Here is a 25951-nt window from a genome sequence, read left to right on the forward strand (position 1 = left end):
TTGCCCGTGATATGCATGGCGGTAATGGTATCTCTGATGAGTTCCATATCATTCGTCATGTGATGAATTTAGAAGCGGTCAATACTTATGAAGGCACTCATGATATTCATGCGCTTATCTTAGGTCGTGCGCAGACTGGTATTCAGGCGTTTTATTAACCTGTTTTATTGAAATAAGCGCTTAGCCGCGATTTATTTATGCCGTTGCTGTTAAATTGTGGCTAAGTGTGGATTCTGATCGTTGGCGCGTGTTGCTATTAAGTATTCATCAAAGACAAAATGAGTAATAAGAGTCAAAAAATAAGGGATTATTATGACCGTAATATCACAGTCGGAGCAGGTTGATTCTATTAATAATAATGTGCAAAAAGGCGCGTTACACGGTATCAAGGTACTTGATTTGTCGAGAGTGTTGGCTGGCCCTTCTTGTACACAGGTATTGGCAGACCTTGGTGCTGAAGTCATTAAGGTTGAACGTCCCGGTGTTGGTGATGAAACGCGTCATTGGGCACCGCCAACGTTCAGTGATAACACCTCCGCTTATTACGCCACCATTAACCGCAATAAAAAATCCCTCACCGTCGATATCAACACACTAGCAGGGCAGACCATTATCAAGCAACTTATCGCTAGCAGCGATATCGTCGTTGAGAACTTTAAAGTAGGTGGTCTTAAAAAATACGGCTTAGACTACGACAGTCTAAAACAAGATAATCCGCGTTTAATATACGCGTCATTAACTGGTTTTGGTCAAACAGGTCCAGACGCCAAGCGCCCCGGTTATGACTATATTATTCAAGGATTGTCAGGTCTGATGAGTATCACTGGGCCTAGTGATGGTGAACCGCACAAGGTTGGTGTAGCAGTTGTGGATTTATTTGCTGGACTACAGCTTACTATCGGTATCCAAGCAGCATTATTAGCACGCCACAACACTGGGCTTGGGCAACATGTCGATGTGGCATTGCTAGACAGTGCGCTTGCCATGTTAGCCAATGTCGGTATGAACCATCTCGCATCCGGAAAAGTTCCGCCAAGACTGGGCAATCAGCATCCTAATATCGTGCCTTATCAAGTATTTGAAGCTGAAGGAGAAAAACACTTTATCTTGGCTTGTGGCAATGACATTCAATTTGCCAAGCTTTGTGGTGTGTTAGGCGTTGATTGGTATAGTGACCACCGTTTTGCGACCAATCCGCAACGCGTTGCCAATCGTGAGCTGCTGTGCGATGAATTAACCAAGCAGTTTGCCGAGCGACCACGCAGCTATTGGTTAGACGTTTTAGATCAAGCGGGCATTCCATGCGGGGCGATTCATAATGCGGCTGAGGCCTTGGCTATGCCGCAAGTACAAGCACGCGAGATGATTGTTGATTTTGCCGCGCAAGGTAGCCCTGTCAGAGCGCTTGGTAATCCTATTAAATTATCTGCATCACCTGTCACTTACCGGTCGCCACCACCAAAACTAAGCGAGCATACAGACAGTACGCTTACTGGTTTGGGCTATGATAGCGATATGATAGCCAAGCTCAAAGCGGATGGGATTGTTTGATAAGCTATATTTGAGGTAACTGGAAAAATAGGACAACGATGAGATAAAGCGATTAGTTAAAAGGTCGAGCTATAATTAACGGGCAGGCTTAAAGCCTAAACGCTGCTCTATTTGTTCAGCTAATTCAATCAGCGCGGCGCTGACTTCATTGCGCTTAGACTCATATTCTGCCTGCAAAAAGCTGACAGCCATACCCGCGGTGGCGCTACCCGATGCATTACGAATATAAGTGCCCAAGCAATACATACCATCGCGCAGCTGACCATCATCGAGTGAGATACGGCAGTTATGAATAGCGGTAAGCTCAGTGGATAGGTCATCAAAGTTATCTACGCCATTAAGTGTTACTGGTTTAGGGAAATGACCTTCGTATAACGATTCAATTGTAGTCATGGATAGCGTTGAAAGCATCGCTTTTCCAGACGCTGAAAATACCGCAGGCACCCGTACACCGGAACGGAAGGTGAAACCAAGCGGTGCAGGTGCATCGTGACAGGTTAAAAATACCACCTCGCCCAAGTCCAACTTAGATAGAGTGACGGTATGCTGCAGCAGGATAGGATATTGTACAATAAGATCTTTAAATAAATGTATGACCCCTTGTTGCTGTTCGTATTTACCTGCCCAATAAAGTAGATAGGAGCCTAAATGAAAGCGACTATCGGCGTCTTTGTATATGACGTGTTTGGTCAATAAGCTCTGCAAAATATTATGGGTTGAGCTTGGTGGTAACGCCAACTTCTTAGCGATATGCGCTGCAGTTAATGGCTGCGGGCTGGCAGTAATTAGATCTAGGATTTGGAAGGTTTTTTCCAGTGATGGAACAGTTATTGTACTCATAATTTACCCATAAGTTGAATCAAAAATAAAGGTGTAATGGACAAAATCCATACTAAAAAGTAGAAGATAGCGACTAACTAATGGACACAATTCATGTTGGTGGAGCTATTTTGACAATACAAGTTTTTGATAAACAGCAGCTTATATTGTTATTTAGACCATCATAACTATTCAGTTATTCTTTTAATTCACTGAACATACTTTCAAGAAAATTGGTTGTATTTGGTATATTTAAATGCTCGTATTCCTATAAGTAAACAACCAGTTATATTAGTTCGTATACCCATAAGCACCTTTAAATCGCTTATGGGTATACGATATTTTATTTTTTCTAATGTTAACACTACGTTCATTAGAGTTGATGAATGATATACCAGCCATATAATCGTTCTGTGAAACCTAGCTTGTCGTACTGTGCTGAAGACCATCGTCTAAGCTGCCTGCTTGCGATAGTTTTAGGACAACGAGTGATTATTTATAGCTGTAACTTCTTGCAAATACAGATAGTATATAGATTTAGCTAATGTGTGTGAAAAGAGTTGACTACTACAGTTATAACCTTAACCCCATAAAAGAACCATAGTGTCATTACGACACTATGGCAAGAATAATTAAGACTAACCTTTTGACGCTAACGACTAAAATAATAATTTACTTATCTATAAGCCATAAACAATCCCTAGTTTAATAGCCCAACCGATATCACTGGGAAGGCCACCAAAACAATCAATCGAATCAAGTCAGAGACAATAAAAGGTGCTACTCCACGAAACATATCAGCAAGCTTGATATGCGGTGCTACCGCTTTAATCACAAATATATTCATGCCCATTGGAGGAGTAATAAGCCCAAGCTCTACAGTTAATACCGCAATGATACCAAACCAAACGGGATCAAAACCTAATGCTAGAATAATTGGGTATACCACAGGAATAGTAATGACCAACATCGCTAAGGCATCCATAAACAACCCAAGCAGAAAATACATGATCAAGATGCAGATTAAAACGATCATTGGACTAACGTCTAAACCACCAATCCACGCTGCTAGCGTATTAGACATCTGCGACACAGAAATAAAGTAGCCAAGAGCTTCTGCACCTAACAGCATAAAAAATACGACCGCAGATAACGCCAAGGTCTCAATTAACGACTGCTTTAATCCTGCAAAACGCATACCTTTAAAAACTGCATAGCCCCAAGAGGCAAATGCCCCTACTGCTGCCCCTTCAGTGGGCGTAAATAATCCAAAGAAAATACCGGCAATAATAATAATAAAAATAAAGCTAAAGGGAATAAGGCCAGTTAAAGAAATTATTTTGGCTTTCCACGGGGTTCGCTCGCCACGTGGCGCTAAATGTGGCTTCCAGCGTACCATGATCATGACGGTAATAGAGTACATTACCATGCCTAAAACACCAGGTAAAAACCCAGCAATAAACATATCGCCAACCGACTGCTGGGTCAAGATAGCATATACCAACAGCGCGATACTCGGTGGGATCATGATCCCCAAAGTACCGCCAGCGGCTAAAACGCCACAGGCAAAACCAGGTTGATAACCGTATTTTTCCATTTGTGGCAATGCCACTCGAGCCATCGTAGACGCAGTGGCTAACGAAGATCCTGAAATAGAAGCAAAGATACCTGATGAGCCAATACCAGCAACACCAAGACTGCCTCTGACGCCACCAAAGATAGTGCGAGTAGACTCAAAAAGCTTGCTCGCCATACCAGAATGAGTAGCGAATACCCCCATTAATATAAACAAAGGAATGGCGCTGTAATCATATTTTGCTAAGACATCTACTGGAATATCTTTTAGCATTTGTAACGCGCCACTAGGCGATGTCACTGCCCCAAAACCTACTAGTCCTACCCCTAACATAGCTAAAGCAACAGGCACCCTGCCGATGACCAATAAAATCATGCACACTAAACCGATAGCACCAACAATTTCTGGACTCATGCTCCTGTCTCCTCGGCGTCAAAAAACTCGCCCGTTGTGAAAATATTGATGGATTCGATGAGAGCTCGAATAGCGAGCAAGGCACTTAAAAATGAACTTAATGCATAGATAGGCATCATTGAAATTCTTAGATCTTGTGTCACTTTACCGAAATGGACGGCATCGACTGCATTCTCATATAAACCCCATGTGAACACGATACCTATTAAGAAAAAACCCATCATGAAGATGCCCATCATGTAGCCTTTAATAGACTGCGGCATTTTTTGGGTGAAAACGTCTACGATGATTTGTGAACGTTCAACATAAGCGGCAAAAGCGGCTAGCAATGCAAAAAACATAAAATAAGAGACAATCTCTACGCCACCTTTGATAGTAAATCCAAGCTCACCACCAGTGAGCTTGAACATATAGCGGAAGAAGACATCTGCAATAGTGGAGACCACAATGATGATTAAGCTGACACCACCAATGAACTCACACATCTTTGCAATAAAGCGACTGATTCTAATCAAAAATGCCATGTGAAACCTCCGATAGATTAAACCTTACAAGCAACACTAGCCTCTTTGGCTTTTTTATAAACACCTTCAGCATCGAGTCCTAATGCGCTTACATCATCGAGATATTTTTGGGTGCCTTTTAGAAGAGGGCCTTTCCAGTCTGGATCATTAAGTGGATCCGGAATGTCGATAATCTCATCACCTCTATCTCTAGCAGCTTGAAGCCCTATTAAATCAGTCCTATCCCACATCTCACCGACTTTTTTAGTAAGCGCCATACCTGAGTTGTCATCGATCACCTTTTTTAAGTCATCGGGCAAGCTTTCATATTTATCTTTATTCATAGTCATCATAAGAGCAGAACTATAGAACGGGATATTAGTATGATATTTGGTTAGTTCATCGAGTTTAAAAGTTGTGATCGCTTCCCATGGGAAACTTAACCCGTCAACGACACCACGCTGTAGAGACGTATATATATCGTTTGCAGGCAACCCTACCGGAGAGGCACCCATACTTTCAATAATATCACCTGCTACAGCAGAAGGCCTACGAATACGCATACCTTTCATATCTTCAGGGGTTCGAATAAGCTTGTCAGTGGTATGTAGAGTGCCAGGCCCAGTAGCGAACATAAAGAGCAGGTGAGAATCTTCATATTCGCTAGAAATAGTGCCATTTTCATAAAGAGTTTGCAGCATGCAACCTGTTTGCGTCGACGAGTTAGACAAGCCTGGAAGTTCTGCAATTTGAGTCAATGGAAATCGACCGCTTGTATAACCCTGTACTTGAGAACCAATGTCAATCGTTCCCTTTACTGTAGACTCATAAGCTGTATCTGCTTTACTAAGGGTTGCCGATGGATATACTTCCACCTTGAGGCGTCCATTCGAGTCTTCTTCAACTTTTTTAGCCCATGGCTCAAAGATTTCTTTATTGACATCAGCGGTTGCTGGATAAAAATGCGAAAAACGCAGAACGGTGGTTTCTTGAGAGGATGAGGTATCGCCATTGTCAGACTGATTAGAACAACCAAGTAGGCTAACGGCTGCAAGCGCAGCTACAGAGAATAGAGGGACAATTTTCACTATTGATTCCTTTTGATAGTGTTTGGAAAGTAAGAAGTTATTCTATTAAATATCTAAATAATTACGCGTTTATTAATTCAATATCCTTTGAACCAAATTTAGCGTTGATTGATAAATAGAGCTTCATATAATTCGTATGTTGAATTACTATTCAGTATATTGAATAATATGATGCTTATCAATCATTAATAATCATTTTCTTAATACCTAATGATAAATAAGTTTAATAACAAGGAGCGTTACTATGTCAATAAATATGCTAAAGCTAGCAAACCTAGATTTGATCCCTGCTGTCAAATCCGTAGAAACAAATTTGGGAAATTTTAGTTACGCAGCCTGACGATAGTAATCAAGCCACATCTGTATTGGCGTTTTATAGGCTAAATCTTTTTTGACCTCTATTGTCAAATCCGTAGAAATTAACTTGGGAGATTTTACTATGGCTAAGCGACAGTAGTTGTCGTACACCCTATTTTATTCTCTTTCTTTCCACTGGTTTTTATACTATAGTTATTGAGTTAGGAATAAATATCGTGACATAGAGTTAACCCTCGAAGCGCAACGCTTCACCTTATAACTCTGCTATTTTCGTTAAACCCAACAACTTCTTGACCTGCATTAACCATCACCATTCTGATTATCAATAAACACAAAAAAATACTTAGATATAGCCTGCATGAAAATGCTGGTAATAAACCTCTTTTTGTCAAAAAAATAAGCTTAAACAAATTAACTCACTCATCTTGCCCCTACAACGTTGCTCAAAAAGCTGCGAGTAGACACGGCTGACTTAAAGCTTTGACTACCATAATTAAAAAACGCTACTACCAAACTGCCTTTAAAATAATAAGGACAATCCTATGACGAATATAAAATGTATTTTCGAGAAAAAACGCATAGACAATGTACAGTGGTCAGGTGTATCAAGACTCTCAAGTTTACCGTCACTACCGAATGATGGTAAATCCCCACCACTTAAAACTCCGTTGTTCTATCTGACTAGCGTGTCTGTTAACGACTATGAAGATGATATCTATTTTGTTAATAATACCGATCAGACGCTACACTTTGTAGCGCCATTTAAGCTATATCAGAACTTAAATGAAGCGGGTGCCAAGCTCGGTGATGTCAGTGTTGAAAATCTAAATAAAGTGACGTTTTATAGCAATGATATGGACCGGTTATACACTGACGTACTTCCCAATCAAGGCGTGCGTATTGATAGTACTCATATCATTTATGACAGTGATTATTTGATACAGCACTTTATTCATGTTCCGTTTAAGGGGCTTGATACCCATTATGGTATTTGGCGCTTTAACGTGGTTGAAAAAGGTGGGATTGGTCAGAGCTATCCACTATTGTGGGATGACTTTAGTAAGCCCTCACATATGGTCAGTTGTGACTGTATGTCTGAGCGGGGTGAGATACCGATAGAGCCTTCAGTGTATGAAGAACGCTGTTGGGTATTAGATAGTCTGACCCAGTCTCTTGGAGTGGCTGATGCCATATTTATACTGGCTATTAATGATGTACTGTACCGTTATTGTGTGGGTTGGAGCGCGCCCTACAATGAATCTGATATACAGGCAAAAGACATTGCTCATAAATTACAGGAGCTAAAGCCTAACGATGCTGATGCGGTAAAAGAGATTATACAAGACGTTTATGATTTCTGGTTTAACAAGGGCTTTGCTAAGAATATTCCAGTGGAGGCTTGCACGGAGATTTTAGATTTATATAAGACATACATTGCTAATAAAAACACGCTCTCATTGAAGCCAAACCTATGAGCGAGCAATTGACTATCAATAAAAAAAACCTAAAAAGGAGAAAGATATGATGTTTCCCATTGAAAATAACGACACATTTTTACTATTCTTTCACGGTCTTGATTCAAGCTGTGAGACCAATAAATACACCTGTATTAAACGTGAGCCCAAATATTGCCAAACCGTCAATTATAGAGATGATTTCGAAGAGATTTTCAATATTTATGACACATTAATTCAAGAAAAAATGAAGCAGTATCCGCGAGTAGTATTAGCAGGGCACTCACTTGGTGGATGGTTTGCCAATCACTTCGCTCATAAATATAACTTGCGTGCGCTACTGATTGCACCCTGTATTTATCCTAGTGAGGTATTAGCCGATCGTATTCCGCAAGTGGCTGATATGAAGCTGTCATTTCCCACCTCAAACACTGAAATGATGCGAGTGATGATTGAGGTAGAAGACGAATGTTTGGATGTAGCGGTTGCCAGACGAACGCTGGTGAACTTACCTGACAGCTGGGAGGTGGAGTACTTTGAGAATGGTCATCACCGAATTGCCCGTAGTGAAGCTATTTGGTATCACTTAGTCCATCTGTGCGAAGACCCTATTATTTGGATGGACGAGGCAACGTATCATGGGGAAGAATAGCCGATACTATAATTATTGGTTTAATCGCCTGGCATTTGACTCATTTTATATCTTAACCTAGAAAATAAAATTATAGGTTGTCCGTTATACTGGCCTCTATGATAACCGTAAGGGCTTACCGCTATGAATACTTCCTCAAATGACCGCTATCCAAAATCTGCCAAGTCAGTAGCACAAGCCTGTGCGATTACCTTTCAGGGTAATGCCAGTAATAACCTGCAGCAAGATGCTTTTTTCTTTTTAGATAACTGGTATCAAGAAGACTTAGGTGTGATGGCGGTGACACCAGTGGCATCTCCTTTTTGCTTAGCAGTATCTGATGGTGTGGCAAGCTCCAATCAATCGCAGCACTGCTCAAAGGCAGTGGTGAAAGCAATTAGCCGGTTATGGAGGAATCATAGAAAGCTAACGGCCGATGCTATTCATCAATCGATTAATCAAGCCAAGCATTCATCTAAGCGTCATGGTGCAGCGGCAACCCTCGCGATGGTAGTGGGAGAAGTAAATAGTGAAGGCTTAGTAAAGGCAACGATAACCCATGTAGGGGATAGTCGTGTTTATTGGCTGCCCGAAGGCGCGTCACAATGGCAATGTCTGACTCGCGATCATAACTTGCTAAATGAACTCATTGATCAGCAGGCACAGGAGCAAGGTCGGCAAGCTAAGTTTTCTGACTATAACCGAGAAGGAATGGCGGGAAGTCTGTATAGCATTACCGAATGCTTTGCATTGACGGCTGATGACAGCTATATAAGCAGTGAAGTACCAGAAGCCAACTCTTGCACTATTGATGTTAATAGTGGCGACTGTCTCTTGGTCTGTACGGATGGTATTCATGACTTAGTGCCAAGTTATGATTGGCAAACTGTCAGTGCACAGACAGATTTACAGGAGTGGCTCATCACTCTTAAAAATCAGGTCTATGATTCAGATGGCAATGCTTATGATAATGGCACAGCCATTTTGGTTCGTTTTTATTGAACACTTATTTTAATAATGAAGTGATGAGCTCATCACGTAATAGGGTAAATGCTATGCCCACGCATCCAATGGCCAGCTATACAAAGTCGACACGTCTATTTGCTTTATATCAATGTCTGCCTCGTAGTGAAGCGGATGCTGTGTCACTGACAGAGTTGATGATTGGTTATGGTGATAATCCAGATAATTTCGCTAATGAGCGTAAAAACTTAGAGAACGATCTGATTGGCTTAAATCAAATCTTTAACGGTATTTTTTATAGTGATGCATTAGTTCGAGTACCGGAATGGGGGCAAAATATCAGCGGACAAACAGCACGCTTTTATATTGAACCGAGCTTTAGTATCGACGTTCTTAACGAGCAAACAGTGTTCTTTTGGGAGATGCTTGATAAATATACTGCAAACTATTTACCAGTGTCTTTTAAACAAGGGATCACAGCTAAGCTCACTCAACTACGTCGACAGGATAAGGAGAGTTTCCATCAAAGCGAGCTTGGGCAATGGCAAAATTATCTCATCACTTTACCTAGTATCGTGCAAGCACCAAAGCTTGATAATGACGTGCTTGGCAGTATTCATCAAGCTTTGCTACAAAATCGTCAATTAAAAATAAGCTATCAAAGTAAATGGGAAGAAAAACCAACTCAAAGAGTTGTTTATCCTAAAGGACTGATCTTTATTGACAATATGGTTTATCTCACAGGCTTTGATCCTACTGATGATCATATCGATGATGAAGTACTGTTAAAAGCGCATCGTAATTTTGCAATCAATCGTATTACCGAGGCAGTAGTCATAGATAAGCCGATACCTGACTGGGTAGGGCGAGATACTTTTTCATTAGAGCATTTGCATAAACTGGGTAGGTTAGAGCCGACTGATAGTGCACAGATCAAACTGGTTTTAGAGGTACAAAGATATGCCTGTCAGCATTTATACGAGCGTCCGTTATCGATAGATCAAAAAATTATTGCTATCGATGACACTTGGAATCAAGTCAGTGCCACGGTTGCTAATACGCTTCGTCTGCAAGATTGGCTGGTAAGTATGTCACAGTTGTCTGTTGTCATTGAGCCACCAGTGCTAAAAACCGTAATTCTAGAGCGCTTACATAGTGCGTTAGAGTTATATGGAGATTAAGATTCAGTTATTAATAATGTGATCTTAAATTATTTAACGAAGAGTTGATTCTCAACTTTAACAGGAAGTTTAAAATGATAACAAACAATACTACTACTGCAAAACCATGGATGTCAGAGCTGTGGACATGGGCCGATGAGTATGGGATTTCTGAAAAGGATTTACCACGAAACGAAGCGCATCTATTGACGATAACAGAATTGGAGATCTGCTCTGACCAGATTACTGAGCTGCCTGAAAGTATTGGTTACTTACACAACCTAACCCATTTAGCCCTAAACTGCAAAGCGCTTGAACGTTTGCCAGAGTCTATAGGTCAATTAAGTCAGTTAGAGCGATTGACGATTACTAGTGATGAGGTTAAGCAACTTCCTGAGAGCTTTGCTAGGCTAATCAGTTTGAGTTCGCTAAATATTCCTACTCACTTAAGCAATCAGCTACCCACGACTCTTATGGATAAGTATCATAATGAAAATGAAACGTTATATATAGAGCGTATGGCTTTCACTTCGTTATATAGCCCCTTGGAAAAGAATTATGGCTTATCCTTTTTCGGGTTTGTTCTTATTAGTGATGATTGGAATGAAAAAGCACTAATTGATTTAAAGTTCAAAGCAGCATTAGAGTTCTTACTCGTTTTGCAAACCACTGAACAAACTATTGATGATTTTGATGTGGTGGATGGCGTGATCATTTGCAAGCCTGATGAAGTACAAAAAATAATAAATATGTTTGAAACTACTTTCGACTATTCTGTGATGGCTATAGACTTTGGAGATGTTAGAGAAGCAATAAATTTTGCGAAACCTGCTAAATTTATACAAGCTAGTGCATTAGAAGTGTCTGAATCAGACAAAGTATTTAGTCAGATTATTGATCAAATTCCTAAAGAGATAACCGTAAAATCTGTGATGTTTCAAGTGGAAAGTAACCGTTATTTTACAGTGGATGAGTTCAAAGTTATGTCAGATACTATTGATAATATGGGTGCAGAGGATGAACATATTTTCTATAGTGCAAAAGTTGTCGATAAGCCTGAGCACTGTTGGATGGGTATGATATATATGGTTGGGTAGTTTGGCGTAAGGTAATGGCTTGAATGAAATTGTGGACATCGTTTGCAAATGATTATTATTAAGTAGCAAGGAATACAGGAAATGAAAACTACAAATAAGCATCTATTTGATGATTTTATTCAAGCTCAAAATACTGTTTATCCATCGGTTATTAAAGAGTTAACCGAAGGGCGTAAGCGGACCCATTGGATGTGGTTTATTTTCCCGCAAGTGAAAGGGTTGGGACACAGCACAATGGCTCGGCGTTTTGCAATTGAGAGTCTAGAGCAGGCAAAAGAGTATTTGCAGCACGATGTGCTTGGAGCACGGTTGAGAGAGTGTGCTGAATTACTATTGCTACATCCTGATAAAAGCGCTTTAGAAATTTTCGGATCAATCGATACGCTGAAATTACACTCTTCGCTTACGTTGTTTACTTTGGCTTCCTCTAATAAAAAATGTGTTTTTGACGAGCTTTTGGATCAGTTTTACCGAAGCAGTTACGATATAAATACCATCAGAATGTTAATGCAATTAAGTGATTGGAAACAAACTCTATTAAAATCATAATTTGTTAAAGGAGAAATGACTATGAGTGAAGTTCAAAAATTAATAAATGAAGTAAGCCAAAAGGTTACGGCCTTAGAGACCGCGCAAGCACTCTATAGCAGACAGCTCTCACCAGACTTTAATACCTTTGAATACATCAACACTGATGAATTGGGACTTAGTCGTATATTAGCAGCTTTACTTGATCCAAAAGGTAGCCATGCTCAGCAAGAGATTTTTCTTAAGCTATTTATTGAACACTGCTTATCTACTATACACAAAGCACCTGAATGGCAGTCTTTTCTTAATAATATAGAGAAGACAAAGGTTTTATTGGAAGTAGTCACTGAAAAAATTAATAGCTCGCGCCGTATGGATATTTATCTGAACTGTCAGGTAGGCAGCGATAGCTATGGCATCTGCATTGAAAATAAGCCTTATGCAACAGATCAGTTCGAACAATTAAAAGATTATGCTATTGAGCTTAAGAAGAGACACTCTAAAGCTTGGCATCTTATTTATATTAGTGAGTCTGATTATGGCCCAAGCGAATATAGTATCAAAGCTAATGAGTTAAAAGTTTTGACTGATGAAAATCAATTTAGCGCTGTAAAGTTTAGTGATTTAGTAGGTTGGCTCAAAGCATGTCAAGTCGAGTGCCAAAATCACAGCGTTAGTGAGTTTATTGCGCAGCTAATTAAGTTTATTCAGAAGCAATTTATGGGGATAGAGGATATGAGCGAAAGTAATGCAGTTGTGGAAATTATTGGAAAAAATTCTGAGACTATTGATGCTAGTATTAAAGTTTCTAATACTATTGATCAGATGAAAAGAGAACTCATAAAAAAGCTAAAAACTGACCTACTAAAAAAATGTGAGAAGACTCATTATAAACTAGATATCAGTAATCTTGGAAAAGGTAAAAACTACGAGCAGATTAATTTTATAATACCAAACTATGATATCGGGTATATTTGCTTTGAATTCCAAGGCGCAAATTTTGATCGTCCATGTTTAGGGATTAGATTTGCTTCAGAGGATTTGGTGAAATCTTCTTTAAATAAGGAGAAAATCAAAACAGTATTTGATATTGCTTTTAGTGATAAGAAAATTTGGAATACGAAGCTTTGGCCAGCCGGCTACAATTTTCAACCCCAAGACTGGAAAGGTTCAAGCGAGGCGTGGCTTATGATTAATAACGACACAATGGCAGATAAAATATTGGAAGAAATGGACAAAGTTTATCAAGTATTGAATGAAAATAGTTGTTTTAATCATTGATTTCGTCTCCTAGATGAAACTATTACAACAGTACACAATATCAACTCTAATTCCTTCAAAATAGAGACAGCTAGACTATGACTACTAAAACTATTCAAGACTATCTAGCCAAACAACAGGTACTTGATGAGCAGACCATCGTAACAGAGGATACTGATTACGTCGATCTCGACACTATGGATAAAGAGGCTTTGCAAGAGGTGAGCTATGCTGAAGAAACCGTAGAGATAAACTTGGTAAACTAAGCACAACAACTGGAGTTTACCATGCCCAAGAAATTAAGAACCTACAGTACAGAATTTAAAGCTGAAGCGGTTAAGAAGATAGAAGACAATAATGGCAATATCTCAGCTACCGCAAAGCAGCTTGGTATAGCCATGCAAACCTTATCTAGCTGGCACAATAAAGCCAATCAGGGCAAGCTTGCAGGAACTGAACAGTACGATCCGCAGCTTATGGCAGTGATGGAAGAAAACAAGCGTCTCAAACGACAACTCAAAGTAGCTGAGGAGGAGCGCGAGATACTAAAAAAGGCCACCGCGTACTTTGCGAAAAACAGTTAGTGAAGTACGCCTTTATAAAAACTAATAGACAGGTCTTTAGTATCGTCTCTATGTGCGGTGTACTGAGTGTTAAGTCGTCAAGCTACTACGATTGGATTAATCGTGATATCAGCGACCAACAAATACATCGCAACCATTGTGAGCTACTGGTTAAAGCCGCTCACAGTGAAACTTGTGAGCGCTACGGTGTTGATCGATTGCATGCAAAGCTGATAGAGCAAGGGTTTGATATTAGCTTATACATGGTCAGAAGCATCTTTGATGAACATGGTATCAAATGCCGTCGTCATAAACGCTTTAAAGTCACCACCGACTCAAACCATAACAAGCTAGTCTATCCAAACGTGCTGGAACAGCAGTTTAATGCTAAGCGTCCTAATGAGTCTTGGGTCAGTGATATTACTTATATCTGGACCAACGAGCGCTGGTTGTACTTAGCTGGACTAAAAGACCTCTACACCAAAGAGCTGGTCGGCTACGCCATTAATAAGCGCATGACAGCGGATTTAGTATGCCGTGCACTCAATATGGCAATCAAGAACAAACGTCCAAGCAAAGGGCTAATCGTTCATTCAGACAGAGGCAGTCAGTACTGTAGCCACGCGTACCATAAGATCATCAAGCAGCAGCAGTTTACAGGCTCGATGAGTGGTAAAGGTAATTGCTTTGATAACGCGCCAATAGAAAGCTTCTGGGGCGTGTTGAAGAATGAGTTGGTGTATCACCAAGACTATAAAACAAGGTTTGCAGCCATCAGCGATATCATTGGATATATTGAGCTGTACTATCACCAAACGAGGATTCAAAAGGGCTTGGGCTATAAGTCGCCAAGACAGGTGTGGTTTGACTTTTATCGTCAGGCTGCGTAACTAAAATCTCCCAAGTCTATGTGTACGGATTTGACGGCAGGGGTCACTCTTCATAATTAATGATTTTCATTGTGACGTCTCCTTGTCAGTTTGTGAGTCCCTGATTAGTGCTTCACCTTCAGAGCTATTCGATGCGCTGGTTAGCTTCTCCTTGCTCGCGAGTAGCAAGTTATCCATCGCTGAGCCATCCTGACGGGTAATGTCAGGTACATAGCGGCTATACACCCGAAACAGCATCTCCGTACTACTATGACCCATCTGCCGAGCAATCCACTCAGGGCTCTCACCAGCAGCCAGCCAAAGCGTCGCTGCCGTGTGCCGAGTCTGATAAGCCCGCCTATGTTTCAGACCGAGTAGGGCAAGCGTGGGTTTCCACACCCGCCGGTTCACATTGCGATACTCCATCGGATTGCCTTGTGAGTTGCAAAACACAAACTCTGACTTACCAAAGGTGCGTGCCTTCTGCTCTAGTAGGGCGTCATACACTAACTGTGACATCGCAATATCACGTTGCGAGCCTAACGTCTTCGTTGGACCCATCTCACCATTTACTAATGCACCACGGATACTGATCTCACGGCGATCAAAATTAATACAGTCCCACTTAAGCCCATCAATCTCACTGGTACGCATCCCGGTAAAGAAGCGAATGGTGTAGTAGGGCTTATAGTCAGCACGGACATGCTTTAAAATCAGCCATACCTCACTCAATGTAAACGGATTTACATCCGGACGAGCTTGCTTAAGATTCTTAATATTTTTATAAGGCATCTCAAACTCATGGCGATCTGATGCTTCTTCTAGTATCATACGAAGTAGTATCATAATCTGATTGATTCGTGCTACTGACAGACTTGACTGACCATCTTTACCGTAACGAACTTTGGCGAGGGAGCTACGGAAGGTCAGCAAGTCTGATTTTTTTATAGCATGTACTGCTTTACCACCAAACTCAGGCAATAAGTACTTATCAAGAATAATCTGTGTCTTTTGCCGATAGCTTGGCCGCCATTCAATCTTCTTCTCCTCATACCAAATATCGACAAACTGTCTAAAGGTAGGATTGCGACTGATACAAGCTTCCGCTCTATCGGCCAGTGCTGTCATCTCTTTTAGACGAGTACTCTTCGGAAAGTAGGCGCCATAGTCGAAGATGCCTAGGGTTATTTCTGCGTCTATTTTTTTCAAAACAGTCGCTAATTTTCTTCTGTTAGCTGGGTTATCTTCTAAGCTAGTCTTTTCTCGACAACGTATACCTAGGTAGTAGAAGTCGGCAATTAGTTTGCCAAACCGTCCTTGTATAGTAGCCATGATAAATCTCCTTATTTTTATTGAAGTGCCATACCATTGATAGCGCTCATAACAGGTTTACACATATCCTCTTCGATACGCTCCCATACATATAAAATCTTGCGACCGCCAAAAGGACGAATGTAATGAATGTTCTCAATCAAAACGGTGTCTTTCATTTGATTGCGGATAGTACGTGCGTCGTACTTGATGCGTTCAGCTAACTCATCAGTTGTTAAATAAGTATTGCTCATGGTATTTACCTCTTTTCAGTTATTAAGTCATCGCATTAAGTGATAGAATAAAAATTATTTTATCAACTTGTAAGAATGCACCTTGAAGTAATCAGTAATTATTTACCCGCTTAAAGGTAATTAATAACCGATTTGTGTACTATATTATCTTTTTACCTCAATGTAAAGCATTTTTACCCGAAAAGAGGTAATAATTATGATTGTGTCTAAACTCCCTGTTATTCTGGCAGAGAAAAAACTGCGCGTAGCAGATGTTGTAAGGGCAACAGGCATGAGTAAATCAACACTTCATAAGCTATACAATGAAGAGTCATCAAGAATTGATTTCAATACTATCGACCAGTTATGTGAGTTTTTAGACGTACAGGTGGGTGACTTATTTATTTATACGCCAAATCCTAAAGATGATGAAGAGTCTTGAAGATATACAGAGTTGAAAAAGATGCGCAGAGGAATAAGTGGCAGAGCCTTATATATATGACGTTCCAAAGCATGAAATTAAGGTTGGGGTTATTTTTTATATCTACTTTTTCATGATTTGGTCACGTTTTGGTCACGCTATGAGCTTAATTTAAAAAAAGCATTGGAAAAGGAAAAACGATGCTAAGAAAATATTTCTTAGCATCGTTTTTTATAAAGATAAGAGTAATAAGTTGGGGTCAATTATAGAATCAGTGTTTATATGGTGGACACGAAATGGTCACGTTTTGGTCACGGTGCTGATTTTTGAGCTTTTAATATGTTAGATAAACTTAGCAATCAGACTGAATAGCCAATAATGAAAATAGCTACAACCCCCGAAAATTAGACAAAAAAAAGCCTCACTGTTAAGTGAGGCTTTTTAAGTATTTGGAGCGGGAAAAGAGATTCGAACTCTCGACCCCAACCTTGGCAAGGTTATGCTCTACCACTGAGCTATTCCCGCTAATTTACCAACTGGCTATTAAATATAGTCTAGATGATGATGGCGTATTATACGCAGTTTTTTGAGCCTGTCAACAGCTAGCATAAAAAAAAGCAAAAGATAGTAAATTGGCATATTATCTTATCCATCAATCATGTTATAACAGATTGTTATCATATGTATTCCAAAATATTTCCTTTTCATAAATAGGCTGGGCTGCAGTTTTACAATTAGTTTTATCATATTCATGATTTATAAACATAACACTTAAGGATAAGTAGTATGAGTCAACAATATACCATCGCTGACTATTTGTTTGATCGTATCGCAGAAGCGGGTGCGTCAGAGATATTTGGCGTACCTGGTGACTTTAATTTAACTTTTTTGGACAATATTATCGCCTCTGATAAGCTGCGTTGGGTGGGTAATACCAATGAGTTAAATGCAGGTTACGCAGCTGACGGCTATGCACGTGAGCGTGGCTTTGCGGCAATGGTGACGACCTTTGGAGTGGGGGAGCTGTCCGCTATCAATGCCACGGCAGGCTCGTTTGCTGAGTATGCGCCAGTGCTTCATATCGTAGGTGCGCCAAGTACAGCATTACAAGATTCAAAGCGTCGCATCCATCATTCACTTGGTGATGGCGTATTCAATCATTTTATCAAAATGGTAGAGCCGGTCACGGTCGCACGGGCACAGATTACGCCTGAAAATGCTGCTTCAGAAATCGACCGAGTGATTCGCTTGATTCTTAAAAAGCATCGTCCTGGTTACTTAATGCTATCGCCTGACGTTGCTCGTCAACCTATTTATCCACCGACGACCAAGCTTGATGACAGCCAAGAAGACATCACCAGTCAAGCAGCACTGGCAGATTTTAAGCAAGCGCTCATAGAGTTTTTGCCAAACAAAACCATGACCCTCATGGCAGATTTGATGGTGCATCGTTTGGGACTGCAAAATCAGCTTAAGGCTTTGATTGCCGATACCGATATTCCTTATACGACGTTATCGTGGGGCAAAACTTTGCTTGATGAAAATAGTGAGCGTTGGGCAGGCACCTATGCAGGTGTGGCATCGCGTCCTGTGGTTAAGGATATGGTCGAAAACTGTGAGTGTTTGATAAAAATTGGTGTGCAATATACTGATACTACTACTGCAGGTTTTAGCCAAGATATTGATGAAAACGTGGTGGTTGACCTGCATTATGAGCGTGCGAGTATCGCAGGCAAAAACTTTGCGCCCATTGCCCTAAAAGATGCTCTAAAAACACTGCATGAGGTAATGACTTCAGATATTAATATTGTGCCTAAAAAATTCTGTGAAGAGGTAAAGCCGCATGAGCAACATGGCAAGGATGATGAGGCTATCCGTCAAGATGATTTATGGCATATCATTGCCGATGCGCTCGATGATAAAAACTTGGTGTTTTCAGAACAAGGTACTGCCTATTTTGGTATCAGTGATGTGCGTCTGCCAGAAGGTGTGACGTCTTATGGTCAGCCGATGTGGGGTTCTATTGGTTATACTTTGCCTGCGAGTTTAGGTGGTGCCATTGCTTCACCGCATAAGCGTAGTATTTTACTCATTGGTGATGGTTCTGCTTTATTAACCATCCAAGAGATTGCGGTGATGATTCAGGAGCGCATTAATCCTGTGATTGTGCTGATTAATAATGATGGCTATACCGTTGAGCGCGCGATTCATGGTGAAAACCAGTACTATAACGACATTCCTAAATGTGACTGGCAGTTGATGCCAAAAGCGTTTGGTGCCAATGATGATAATAGTCTGCTACTAAAAGCAGAGACAGCAGGCGAGTTAAAAGATGCTCTCAAGCAAGCGGCGGCTGCAAAAGATAAGCTGGTCATGTTGGAGGTTATCGCTGGCAAGCATGATATCCCGCCACTATTAGCCGATATCAGTGCCGCGCTTAAGCCAAAAGCCAATTAAGTCTATTTAATTAAGTTTCAATTATAAAAAGCCACAATGCGCCTACTGAGCGCTTTTTTAGAAGCTAAAAAACCGAGTGGTGAAGAACATTAAAAAACAGTCTGGGAGACTGTTTTAGTGATGCAAGACGTAGCGATAGCGAAGTGAAGGGCGGTTACGAAAATATCGCTGAGGCATAGACCGCCATTATTGATTATAGTTGGCGCTACTATCAAACCGTGCGACCGTACCGTGTTAATGATTATTTATCACCAGCAGAGAAAGAGCGACGATACGTTAATCAAAACCTCTTATCAGGTGTCCGAAATTAGGTGACCATTACACGATTGGCTTAAAATATCTGGAACTCTCAAACAGCATTTGATTTTTTCTTATTTTAGCTTTAGAACTGTATAGTATTGTTTTTACATTGAATCGACTACATACAAATGACAGATGAGATGGGTAAAGAATAAAAAGCTCTATTCATCATGAATAGAGCTTTTTATTGATAGTATTATTTTTAGGAGCAGCGACTACCACATCAAATCATCTGGAATTACGTAAGCGGCATACGGATCGTCTTCTGCCAGCTCATCTTCTGCAGTATCGTTCGATACCACCATAAAGCCTTCTAGCTTTGAATTAATACGATCAGCAAGTGGACGCGGTAGTAGCGCATAGCTATCGTCTAAGCGGGCAATGACCACGTGACCTGCCACGATTTGATCATACAGCTTTTGAGTAATAAAAAGTTTTTTAACTTTAGAGCCATCGACAAACTGATAGCTGATATCGCCGTTTGTCTCAGTCAGTTGATGCTGCTTAATCATTTGAATGATATTGGCTTTTAACATCTTTTCTTCTAAAAGCTGTTGTTTTTCTTGATTGAGTTTTTGATCTTTCTCTATTTTTTTAGCTTGAGCATCTGCCAAGGCTTTTTTAGCGTCGATATTTGATGCATCGCCAGTACGCTTAGCGTGTTGCGCCTGCTTGCTTATTTTGTTGGCTTTTTTGCTATCAACTAGACCTGCTTTTAGAAGTTGAGCCTGTAGGGCGTTTTTTGCCATATCTGCATTACCTAAATGAAACTACCTAAGTGAAATAAACTGAATCGTCATCAGTCATGGTAACAAATTCTGCCAAGCAATGTCCAATGTCATCAAATAAGGCCGTCTCAGCGCTTATCACTAAAGAAAATGTCGGTAAAAAATGGAATGTACGTATCTGGGATCATGGTTATGGATTCTTACCCATCTACTTAAGGACTTTTATAATTAATAATTTCTTTAGCCAGTGTGATAAGGTCTGAAGCGATAAAGTCTGGTTTTGGGACGTTGGTTGCCGAAAGGCGTGCATTATAAGGTCGAGTGATAAAAGCCCCTTGGCAGCCAGCTGCTTGAGCACCGATAACATCCCACTGGTGGCAAGCGACAAGACATAGCTCTGAGGTCTCAACCAAAAGCTCGCTGGCGACCATCTCATAGGTCGCCGCTGCAGGTTTGAATTGGTTGACGCTGGCAACACTAAAATTCCGCTCAAAGAACATATTCAATCCTGCTTTTTCAAGCGGCGTCGGAGAGGGGCTAGGTGCTGAGTTGGTCAACGTCACCAATCTAAATCCTGCATCACGCAGTTTGGTCAAAGCAGGGATAGCGTCAGTGTGAGCTGGCATCTCACTCATGCGCTGCTTGAATTCCTGAACATCTTCTTCTGTTAACCTAACGGCATGAATGTCTGCTGTCATTTGTAAAGCACCAGCACCAAGCTCGCCAAAAGGCGTGTAAAGACCAGATAAAGTCATGGTTTGCGAGTAAAGTACCAATTGCGCGAACCACTCTCTAAGTCTGTTTTTGTCCCCAAATAACCGCGTGAATAAGGGCGTGAGCGTATCGATATCGAGTAAGGTTTCGTTGACATCGAATACGATAATCGGAGCTGAGTAGATATAGGACATAAAAGTTCCTTTTGCAATAAAAGTTCCTTTTGCAATAAAAGTAAGTCGTACTAGCGAGATTTCATAATATAACAATGACAGTCGGTAAATTTACTTTAGCTGGACTTGAGTAATCATTCAAGATAAAATTGAGTAGTCATTCAAATTGTATAGCCATGTTTACTTTATTGTCTAAAATCATGGGATAAAAATTGGAATATTATGTCGCGTACCACATTATATAATCGTCATGAAGCATTAGAGCGGGCCATACAGCTGTTTTGGCAAAAAGGTTTTCATGCAACCTCTTTAAAGGATATTGAGCAAGCGCTTGATATGCGACCAGGCAGTATTTATGCCGCTTTTGGTAATAAAGATGGACTGTTTCAAGAAGCGCTTGATTACTATGCGCAGGCAGCCCTAAAGGAGCTTGAGCGCATATTGAGCAGCTATGAGTCTCCTTTATTAGGATTGGCGGCTTACGTGCGTCAACTTGGCAGTATTCGCGAAAAAAATCTGCCCAGTCGAGCGTGTATGCTGGTCAAAAGCTTACTTGAGCTTGGTGCTCGTGAGCAGTCAGCACTTGAAAAGGTCGAGAAGCTATTGGCTGGCATGGAGACGCGCTTTGTAGAGTGCTTTGCTCATGCTCAGCAGCTAGGTGAGCTGGATCATCAGCTAGATGCTGTCAGGCTTGGACGGCGCTTGCAGGCAGAAATCATGGGCATACGCGCTTTTGCTCAGCGTGATGTCGATAGCGTGGCAGTGCAGGCAGTTGCAGATGATATAGCGTCTTCTATAGAGGCGTTACGCAAGGGTATGGTTGCTGATTAAGTGGAGTTATAAAATTGAGATTGTTTTTCCGTATTCATCGGCTTAGCTGATGGTTAGATGCGGTATTTACTTTTGATTGGATTGATTTATAGAGGGTTTATCTTTAAATGGCATGAGCAATAATCCCCATAGCGAGGCATTTTGTTTGGCATCAGGATACTCGATTAGACCGATATCTAATGCTTGATCAGATTTTGAGGCGTTACTTTTATAGCTACCAAAGAGCCTATCCCACCAAGTCACACTAAAACCGTAGTTGGAGTTGGTCTCACTGACCCGTTTGCTATGATGAATGCGATGTAAGATTTGTGTCACTAGAATCAAGCGTAATGGCTTCTCAATCACTGGTGGCAGGCGAATATTGGCATGATTAAACATAGACAGCCCATTTAAGGCAATCTCGAATATCAGTATCGCTATAGCAGGGACGCCAAGCACACTAATGACAGCGAGCTTGAGCAAGATGCTTAAGACAATCTCGATAGGGTGAAATCTAAGCCCCGTGCTGGCATCGATATGCGCATCAGCGTGATGGACACGGTGCAAGCGCCAGAGAAGCGGCACTCGGTGAAATAAGCGATGTTGCCAGTAGATAACGATATCAAGCAACAAGAAGCTTAAAATAATAGCCACGATATTCGGTATCTCAATTAAATTAAATAAACCGATACTGTTTTTTTGATGATAAACGGCTACCGTTGTCAGCCCAATAGGCACTGCCAAACGGGCAACAAAAGAAGAGGCAAATACCAGTCCAAGATTGGCAAACCAACGTGTGTTGATATTAACCGGCGATTGACGTGCGGGATGCCTATGTTCAATGAGCATCATAACAATCAATATGCCAAAGAAAAATCCCAAACGCCACCATATCTCATTCGCCATTATTGACCTCCTTGAAGGGCTTGTACATCAGATTCGAGTCGTTTGAGCGTCTGATAACCGCCGTATATACAAGTCATAATAGTAACCATGCAGGCCGCCGCAAAAATGCTGGCCAATACCACAAAGTAGGTATAGTCAGTCCTAAATAAAAGAAATACAAATATCATCAATCACTGCTGAAGTTAATTTCTCTTGCTTGCTGTGTCTACGCAGACAGAGGCTGCGAAAAAATAATTTCAGCAGTTCTGTACTTTTTTAAAAGTGGATAAATTTTTAAAAGTGGATTAACCATAGCCAAATACAAAAGGCGATAAATAAAATAATCGTTTTAGTGCCCTCAGTGAGACCATTTAAAGACAGCTAACAACAATGCGCCTGCAATGGCATTTTGCTCGGGATTGCCCAATATAAAACCAAGTGGCACCCCTGCATAGCATAAAAAATATAAGGTAATATCTAAATAGCCGCTAGCACTTTATTGCCTTTAGGCATCGCAAAGGCAATATTACCTGCAACTGAGAAATGCGAGAATAACAGCGTGTAGTAAATCCACTATAAAATTGTCATAGCGTTAATCTCACTTGAAGTATTTAATATACCTCTACATTCAGTTGCCTTGTATCACTTTCAAATTGAATTGACTATATTGTCAAAGCTGCTGGCAAGCCAGTAGGATGCATGAATTAACCTCGACGCCAAGTATGATACTTTTCAAGCAACTGTAGCGCTTTTTTAGGTGCATGATTGCGTTTCCATTCGCCAGCTGCATACTTATTGCCTTCTGCCCATGTTGGGTAGGTATGAATGGTGCCCAGTATTTTATTTAGCCCTAGATTGTGTTTCATGGCCAATACAAACTCAGCCATCAAGTCACCAGCATGTTCAGCGACGATGGTCACACCCAAGATTTTATCTTTGTCCTTTGGGGTAATGACCTTGATAAAGCCATGATTGGCGCTTTCGGTTACCGCCCGATCTAAGTCTTTAAAGTCATAACGTGTGATTTCAAAATCGATACCTTTATCAATCGCTTCTTGCTCATTTAAGCCCACTCGTGCTACTTCTGGATCAATAAAAGTCGTCCACGGAATCACGCGATAATCTACTTTGAATTTTTTAAGATGACCAAATAAGCCATTGACCGCAGCGTACCATGCTTGATGGGAAGCCACGTGGGTGAATTGATAAGGACCCACGACATCACCTGCCGCATAAATATTGGGGTAAAGGGTCTCAAGATATTCATCTGTACTGATGGTGCGCTCAGTGTCGATGCCTAATGTTTCAAGTCCGTAGCCCTTTAAGCGCGCACTACGACCGACTGCACAAATCAACTCATCATACTCAATGGCAGTTTCTTGTTGGTCATCATTACCGTCTTTTGGAGCGACGATAATATACTTTTTACCGTCGCGAATCTCACAGCGAGTCGCTTGCTGTGAGGTCAAGATAGTAACACCGCTTTCAGTCAGTGCTTCTTGCGCAAATACAGAAACCTCGGCATCTTCTTTTTTCATCAGCCGCGCGCCTCTTTCTATTTGGGTCACAGTAGAGCCTAAACGAGCAAAAGCTTGTGCCAGCTCACAGCCAATCGGTCCGCCGCCAAGTACCACCAGCTTGCTCGGCGCTTTATCAAGTTTTGCAAACTTATCCCAAAGAGTATCGCTTGTCACATAACCTGTCTCTTCTAAACCCGGCAAGCCTGGGACAAAGGGACGTGCGCCCGTCGCGATAACGATAGAGCGCGCCGTTAATGTCTGAGTACTGCCATCATTAAGGGCAATCTCAACTGTCCATGGGTCAATGAGTTTTGCATAGCCTTTTAATACCTCGACACCCAATTCTGTATAACGCTCGACACTGTCATTTGGGGCGATATCAGCAATGACTTTGTGGATGCGAGACATGATGTTCTTAAATGCAAAATCGGGTTGGCTATTATTGAGTCCATAACATTCGCCATGGCGTATCTGCTCAAGCACTTTTGCACTTTTTATCAGCGCTTTGCTGGGGACGCAGCCATAGTTTAAACAGTCGCCGCCCATCTCACCTGCCTCAATCAATGTGACTTTTGCTTTGACGGTCGCGGCAATATAGCTGGTAACGAGTCCGCCAGCACCGGCACCAATCACAATCATATTACGGTCGAATTTTTTTGGCTTATGATAATTTTTATAGACACGGCGTTTTTTAAGTATCGTTAATATGCCTTTTGCTATCAGCGGAAATAATCCTAATAATGCAAATGAAGCCAGCAGATTAAAGGACAAAATGCCAGATAACTGCTCGATTTGTGCCAACTGCGTACCGGCATTCACAAATACAAAGGTGCCGGCAAGCATACCGATTTGGCTGACCCAATAAAAGGTCCGTGCTTTGATAGCCGTCAGACCCATCAATAAATTGATAAGAAAAAAGGGGAATATCGGTACCAGACGTAGTGTAAATAAGTAGAATCCGCCTTCTTTTTTTACCCCAGAATCGATAGAGGCAAGACGATCAGGAAAGCGCTGTTTGATGGTATCGCGTAACAAATAACGCGAGGTCAAAAAGGCGAGGGTGGCACCAATACTTGAGGCAAATGAGGCGACCAAGATACCTTGTGCTAAACCAAATAAAGCACCGGCTGCCAAGGTTAAAATAGCGGCACCGGGTAAGGATAATGCCGTGACTAAGATGTAGACTACAAAAAACCCGCCGATGACTAACCATGGCGACTGTGTTTTATAGTGCTCAAACTGATCCATCGAGCCTTTTAAGCCCTCAAGCGTTAATAATTTATTAAGGTCAAAATAAAAAAAACCAATGACGCCAATTAAGACCGCTACTATCAAAACTATTTTTTTAATCATGGATTATCCAGATAAATAATATAAAACATCATGTAGTAAAGAATCACTTAGCAAAGAATAACGCTGTATTCCTACTGTAAGCTAGTTTTTCATATATAGTCAGGGAAAAGCAATATCGATACATCAAGTACTGCTGATATTCATTTTTCTTGCTTGCTGTGCCTACGCAGACAGAGGCTGCAAAAAATTTATACCAGCAGCACTGTAGCGTTTTTGAGATATTTTAACTATAGTTGTATTATGAATGACAGT

General features: G+C 41.0%; 24 protein-coding genes and 1 tRNA gene. 14 read left to right on the forward strand and 11 right to left on the reverse strand.

The window, feature by feature from the left end; genetic code table 11:
- Positions 1-158, forward strand: a 158-nt coding sequence (locus JMW90_RS09925) for an acyl-CoA dehydrogenase family protein (protein WP_265089232.1), incomplete at its 5' end; no start/stop codon positions are given.
- A 154-nt stretch (positions 159-312) separates the two neighbouring features.
- Positions 313-1551 (forward strand): CaiB/BaiF CoA transferase family protein, encoded by a 1239-nt coding sequence (locus tag JMW90_RS09930; RefSeq protein ID WP_201563729.1) that lies wholly within the window; start codon positions 313-315, stop codon positions 1549-1551.
- 75 nt (positions 1552-1626) lie between these two features.
- Here the strand turns inward: JMW90_RS09930 and JMW90_RS09935 are convergent, their stop codons facing one another.
- From JMW90_RS09935 to JMW90_RS09950, 4 genes are all read right to left on the reverse strand, one after another.
- A complete protein-coding gene (locus JMW90_RS09935; protein ID WP_201563731.1) occupies positions 1627-2391 on the reverse strand; it encodes an IclR family transcriptional regulator in 765 nt (254 codons plus the stop codon).
- Between the two features lie 679 nt (positions 2392-3070).
- Positions 3071-4360 (reverse strand): TRAP transporter large permease, encoded by a 1290-nt coding sequence (locus JMW90_RS09940; protein ID WP_201563733.1) that lies wholly within the window; start codon positions 4358-4360, stop codon positions 3071-3073.
- Complete coding sequence (locus JMW90_RS09945; protein WP_201563735.1) at positions 4357-4884, reverse strand: TRAP transporter small permease; 528 nt, start codon at positions 4882-4884, stop codon at positions 4357-4359. Before JMW90_RS09945 ends, JMW90_RS09940 begins: the two co-directional genes overlap by 4 nt.
- 17 nt (positions 4885-4901) lie before the next feature.
- Positions 4902-5951, reverse strand: a complete 1050-nt coding sequence (locus JMW90_RS09950; RefSeq protein WP_201563737.1) for a TRAP transporter substrate-binding protein — start codon at positions 5949-5951, stop codon at positions 4902-4904.
- An 860-nt stretch (positions 5952-6811) separates the two neighbouring features.
- Here JMW90_RS09950 and JMW90_RS09955 point away from each other — a divergent pair.
- From JMW90_RS09955 to JMW90_RS09995, 9 genes are all read left to right on the forward strand, one after another.
- Positions 6812-7744: a hypothetical protein gene (locus JMW90_RS09955; RefSeq protein ID WP_201563739.1), complete on the forward strand. Its 933-nt coding sequence runs from the start codon at positions 6812-6814 to the stop codon at positions 7742-7744.
- Between the two features lie 46 nt (positions 7745-7790).
- Entirely contained in the window at positions 7791-8375 is a 585-nt protein-coding gene (locus tag JMW90_RS09960) for a YqiA/YcfP family alpha/beta fold hydrolase (RefSeq protein WP_201563741.1), read from the forward strand.
- A gap of 123 nt (positions 8376-8498) precedes the next feature.
- A complete protein-coding gene (locus JMW90_RS09965) occupies positions 8499-9356 on the forward strand; it encodes a PP2C family protein-serine/threonine phosphatase (RefSeq protein WP_201563743.1) in 858 nt (285 codons plus the stop codon).
- Positions 9357-9409: 53 nt separating this feature from the next.
- Positions 9410-10498, forward strand: coding sequence for a helix-turn-helix transcriptional regulator (locus JMW90_RS09970; protein ID WP_227691934.1), 1089 nt, complete (start codon positions 9410-9412; stop codon positions 10496-10498).
- Positions 10499-10572: 74 nt separating this feature from the next.
- Positions 10573-11574 (forward strand): leucine-rich repeat domain-containing protein, encoded by a 1002-nt coding sequence (locus JMW90_RS09975; protein ID WP_011513288.1) that lies wholly within the window; start codon positions 10573-10575, stop codon positions 11572-11574.
- Between the two features lie 81 nt (positions 11575-11655).
- Positions 11656-12123 (forward strand): DUF1810 domain-containing protein, encoded by a 468-nt coding sequence (locus JMW90_RS09980; protein WP_201563745.1) that lies wholly within the window; start codon positions 11656-11658, stop codon positions 12121-12123.
- A gap of 21 nt (positions 12124-12144) precedes the next feature.
- Positions 12145-13383, forward strand: coding sequence for a PDDEXK-like family protein (locus JMW90_RS09985; protein ID WP_201563747.1), 1239 nt, complete (start codon positions 12145-12147; stop codon positions 13381-13383).
- Between the two features lie 77 nt (positions 13384-13460).
- The gene (locus tag JMW90_RS09990; RefSeq protein ID WP_201563749.1) at positions 13461-13628 is read left to right on the forward strand and encodes a hypothetical protein; all 168 of its coding nucleotides are present in this window, start codon (positions 13461-13463) and stop codon (positions 13626-13628) included.
- A 21-nt stretch (positions 13629-13649) separates the two neighbouring features.
- A protein-coding gene (locus JMW90_RS09995) for an IS3 family transposase (protein WP_201563752.1) occupies positions 13650-14815 on the forward strand; the annotation gives its coding sequence in 2 pieces (ribosomal slippage) (positions 13650-13908 and positions 13908-14815; 1167 coding nt in all).
- A 66-nt stretch (positions 14816-14881) separates the two neighbouring features.
- Here JMW90_RS09995 and JMW90_RS10000 read toward each other — a convergent pair.
- Both JMW90_RS10000 and JMW90_RS10005 read right to left on the reverse strand, forming a co-directional pair.
- Positions 14882-16126: a site-specific integrase gene (locus JMW90_RS10000; RefSeq protein ID WP_201563754.1), complete on the reverse strand. Its 1245-nt coding sequence runs from the start codon at positions 16124-16126 to the stop codon at positions 14882-14884.
- A 17-nt stretch (positions 16127-16143) separates the two neighbouring features.
- The gene (locus tag JMW90_RS10005; RefSeq protein ID WP_011513303.1) at positions 16144-16359 is read right to left on the reverse strand and encodes a hypothetical protein; all 216 of its coding nucleotides are present in this window, start codon (positions 16357-16359) and stop codon (positions 16144-16146) included.
- 196 nt (positions 16360-16555) lie between these two features.
- Between JMW90_RS10005 and JMW90_RS10010 the strand changes: the two genes are divergently transcribed.
- Entirely contained in the window at positions 16556-16780 is a 225-nt protein-coding gene (locus JMW90_RS10010) for a helix-turn-helix domain-containing protein (RefSeq protein WP_011513304.1), read from the forward strand.
- Between the two features lie 429 nt (positions 16781-17209).
- On the opposite strand, the gene JMW90_RS10015 is transcribed toward JMW90_RS10010, so the two are convergent.
- Positions 17210-17284 (reverse strand) — tRNA-Gly (locus JMW90_RS10015).
- Between the two features lie 261 nt (positions 17285-17545).
- On the opposite strand from JMW90_RS10015, the gene JMW90_RS10020 reads away from it, so the two are divergent.
- Positions 17546-19216: an alpha-keto acid decarboxylase family protein gene (locus tag JMW90_RS10020; protein ID WP_201563756.1), complete on the forward strand. Its 1671-nt coding sequence runs from the start codon at positions 17546-17548 to the stop codon at positions 19214-19216.
- A gap of 515 nt (positions 19217-19731) precedes the next feature.
- On the opposite strand, the gene JMW90_RS10025 is transcribed toward JMW90_RS10020, so the two are convergent.
- Together JMW90_RS10025 and JMW90_RS10030 are read right to left on the reverse strand one after the other, a co-directional pair.
- Positions 19732-20265 carry a DUF2058 domain-containing protein gene (locus tag JMW90_RS10025; RefSeq protein ID WP_201563758.1) on the reverse strand — a complete coding sequence of 178 codons (534 nt, stop codon included), beginning with the start codon at positions 20263-20265 and terminating at the stop codon, positions 19732-19734.
- A 191-nt stretch (positions 20266-20456) separates the two neighbouring features.
- On the reverse strand, positions 20457-21152 hold the full coding sequence (locus JMW90_RS10030; RefSeq protein ID WP_201563760.1) for a haloacid dehalogenase type II: 696 nt from the start codon (positions 21150-21152) through the stop codon (positions 20457-20459).
- A 201-nt stretch (positions 21153-21353) separates the two neighbouring features.
- Between JMW90_RS10030 and JMW90_RS10035 the strand changes: the two genes are divergently transcribed.
- On the forward strand, positions 21354-21962 hold the full coding sequence (locus tag JMW90_RS10035; protein WP_201563762.1) for a TetR/AcrR family transcriptional regulator: 609 nt from the start codon (positions 21354-21356) through the stop codon (positions 21960-21962).
- Between the two features lie 66 nt (positions 21963-22028).
- Here the strand turns inward: JMW90_RS10035 and JMW90_RS10040 are convergent, their stop codons facing one another.
- Both JMW90_RS10040 and JMW90_RS10045 read right to left on the reverse strand, forming a co-directional pair.
- A complete protein-coding gene (locus JMW90_RS10040) occupies positions 22029-22847 on the reverse strand; it encodes a sterol desaturase family protein (RefSeq protein WP_201563764.1) in 819 nt (272 codons plus the stop codon).
- Between the two features lie 683 nt (positions 22848-23530).
- On the reverse strand, positions 23531-25699 hold the full coding sequence (locus tag JMW90_RS10045) for an FAD-dependent oxidoreductase (RefSeq protein WP_201563766.1): 2169 nt from the start codon (positions 25697-25699) through the stop codon (positions 23531-23533).
- Positions 25700-25951: the final 252 nt, after the last annotated feature.

This window comes from Psychrobacter glacincola (assembly GCF_904846215.1).
Lineage (GTDB): Bacteria > Pseudomonadota > Gammaproteobacteria > Pseudomonadales > Moraxellaceae > Psychrobacter > Psychrobacter glacincola.

What these genes read in the sequence shown, in the direction of transcription:
- JMW90_RS10020 (WP_201563756.1), top strand. Translation starts at nt 17,546, where the DNA reads ATGAGTCAACAATATACCATCGCTGACTATTTGTTTGATCGTATCGCA.
- JMW90_RS09940 (WP_201563733.1), bottom strand. Translation starts at nt 4,360, where the DNA reads ATGAGTCCAGAAATTGTTGGTGCTATCGGTTTAGTGTGCATGATTTTA.
- JMW90_RS09975 (WP_011513288.1), top strand. Translation starts at nt 10,573, where the DNA reads ATGATAACAAACAATACTACTACTGCAAAACCATGGATGTCAGAGCTG.
- JMW90_RS10010 (WP_011513304.1), top strand. Translation starts at nt 16,556, where the DNA reads ATGATTGTGTCTAAACTCCCTGTTATTCTGGCAGAGAAAAAACTGCGC.
- JMW90_RS09960 (WP_201563741.1), top strand. Translation starts at nt 7,791, where the DNA reads ATGATGTTTCCCATTGAAAATAACGACACATTTTTACTATTCTTTCAC.
- JMW90_RS09990 (WP_201563749.1), top strand. Translation starts at nt 13,461, where the DNA reads ATGACTACTAAAACTATTCAAGACTATCTAGCCAAACAACAGGTACTT.
- JMW90_RS10030 (WP_201563760.1), bottom strand. Translation starts at nt 21,152, where the DNA reads ATGTCCTATATCTACTCAGCTCCGATTATCGTATTCGATGTCAACGAA.
- JMW90_RS09980 (WP_201563745.1), top strand. Translation starts at nt 11,656, where the DNA reads ATGAAAACTACAAATAAGCATCTATTTGATGATTTTATTCAAGCTCAA.
- JMW90_RS09935 (WP_201563731.1), bottom strand. Translation starts at nt 2,391, where the DNA reads ATGAGTACAATAACTGTTCCATCACTGGAAAAAACCTTCCAAATCCTA.
- JMW90_RS09970 (WP_227691934.1), top strand. Translation starts at nt 9,410, where the DNA reads ATGCCCACGCATCCAATGGCCAGCTATACAAAGTCGACACGTCTATTT.
- JMW90_RS09985 (WP_201563747.1), top strand. Translation starts at nt 12,145, where the DNA reads ATGAGTGAAGTTCAAAAATTAATAAATGAAGTAAGCCAAAAGGTTACG.
- JMW90_RS09930 (WP_201563729.1), top strand. Translation starts at nt 313, where the DNA reads ATGACCGTAATATCACAGTCGGAGCAGGTTGATTCTATTAATAATAAT.
- JMW90_RS10005 (WP_011513303.1), bottom strand. Translation starts at nt 16,359, where the DNA reads ATGAGCAATACTTATTTAACAACTGATGAGTTAGCTGAACGCATCAAG.
- JMW90_RS10045 (WP_201563766.1), bottom strand. Translation starts at nt 25,699, where the DNA reads ATGATTAAAAAAATAGTTTTGATAGTAGCGGTCTTAATTGGCGTCATT.
- JMW90_RS10035 (WP_201563762.1), top strand. Translation starts at nt 21,354, where the DNA reads ATGTCGCGTACCACATTATATAATCGTCATGAAGCATTAGAGCGGGCC.
- JMW90_RS09965 (WP_201563743.1), top strand. Translation starts at nt 8,499, where the DNA reads ATGAATACTTCCTCAAATGACCGCTATCCAAAATCTGCCAAGTCAGTA.
- JMW90_RS10000 (WP_201563754.1), bottom strand. Translation starts at nt 16,126, where the DNA reads ATGGCTACTATACAAGGACGGTTTGGCAAACTAATTGCCGACTTCTAC.
- JMW90_RS10025 (WP_201563758.1), bottom strand. Translation starts at nt 20,265, where the DNA reads ATGGCAAAAAACGCCCTACAGGCTCAACTTCTAAAAGCAGGTCTAGTT.
- JMW90_RS09945 (WP_201563735.1), bottom strand. Translation starts at nt 4,884, where the DNA reads ATGGCATTTTTGATTAGAATCAGTCGCTTTATTGCAAAGATGTGTGAG.
- JMW90_RS09955 (WP_201563739.1), top strand. Translation starts at nt 6,812, where the DNA reads ATGACGAATATAAAATGTATTTTCGAGAAAAAACGCATAGACAATGTA.
- JMW90_RS10040 (WP_201563764.1), bottom strand. Translation starts at nt 22,847, where the DNA reads ATGGCGAATGAGATATGGTGGCGTTTGGGATTTTTCTTTGGCATATTG.